The organism is Aeromonas australiensis (genome assembly GCF_000819725.1).
GTDB classification, from domain to species: domain Bacteria; phylum Pseudomonadota; class Gammaproteobacteria; order Enterobacterales; family Aeromonadaceae; genus Aeromonas; species Aeromonas australiensis.
Map to the genome: position 1 here is coordinate 1 of NZ_CDDH01000031.1, position 850 is coordinate 850.

2 protein-coding genes are annotated in these 850 nt (G+C 55.3%); one reads left to right on the forward strand and one right to left on the reverse strand.

Annotated features, from left to right (window positions below; translation table 11 throughout):
• The first annotated feature begins 136 nt into the window (after window positions 1-136).
• Window positions 137-535: an META domain-containing protein gene (locus BN1117_RS05145; protein WP_040095405.1), complete on the forward strand. Its 399-nt coding sequence runs from the start codon at window positions 137-139 to the stop codon at window positions 533-535.
• Between the two features lie 70 nt (window positions 536-605).
• Here the strand turns inward: BN1117_RS05145 and BN1117_RS19715 are convergent.
• Window positions 606-850: hypothetical protein (locus tag BN1117_RS19715; RefSeq protein ID WP_209435229.1), on the reverse strand; the 245-nt coding region annotated here is incomplete at its 5' end.

The window sequence follows — 850 nt, forward strand, 5'->3', positions numbered from 1 at the left end:
TAAGCATGGCACAAGCATGGCACATGCCAGCTGGTAGTAAAGTGCAGCGAGACCACAATAAAATCCTTTGGCATGGGCGCCAGCCATGATAAACAGGCTGCCGTATTGATGGCTCTAATCATTAAGAGGTGAATCCATGAACAAAAAAATGACTCTGCTGGCCGCGCTGGCACTGGGAGGCTGCGCAATGGCAACAGGTTCCAGCATGGCTCAACTGCAAGCATCCAGTTGGCAGCTGCAAGGCGCCACCGGCGATACCTTCACCCTGCAAGTTGCTGATGGCAAGGTGGCGGGCAAGGGCGGCTGCAACCGCTATTTTGGCGGTATCACCCAGCAGGGTGATGGTGTCTTGACGCTGGGCGCCATGGGGGCAACCCGCATGATGTGCATCGGCGACGATATGAAGAAAGAGATGGAGTACCTGCAAAAGCTGGAGAAGGTGGCTACCTACTCCATCAATGGCAGCCAGCTGACCCTGAGCGATGCTAACCAGGCTGCACTGCTCACCTTTAATGCGGTGCCTGCTGCCAAATAAGGCACGCGTTCGTCTGATTGCTCTGACAGCTCTGACTGTCTGATACGCCCTCCCTCTGGAGGGCGTCTGTTTATCTGCGACGAGCCCTGTGTGGTCGTTCGCAACGGTTGTTCACTCGTCGATTCGCCAGTCTGCCCGGTTTGATACCAGAGCCTAGTATCTTCGCTTCGGCACGCATTTCGATCACTTCAATAGTTCCTGCATAGTTGCAGCAAAGGGTCGCGCCAGGGAGAGAGCAAATGAACAAAGAGATGGCCACCAAGGTCTTTGAATCGCTGGCATCCGGCTTGATGTGTGGCGGCTGCTGGTCAAGGC

Excerpts from the sequence above, each read along its gene's own strand:
- BN1117_RS05145 (WP_040095405.1), top strand. The coding sequence starts at position 137 with ATGAACAAAAAAATGACTCTGCTGGCCGCGCTGGCACTGGGAGGCTGC.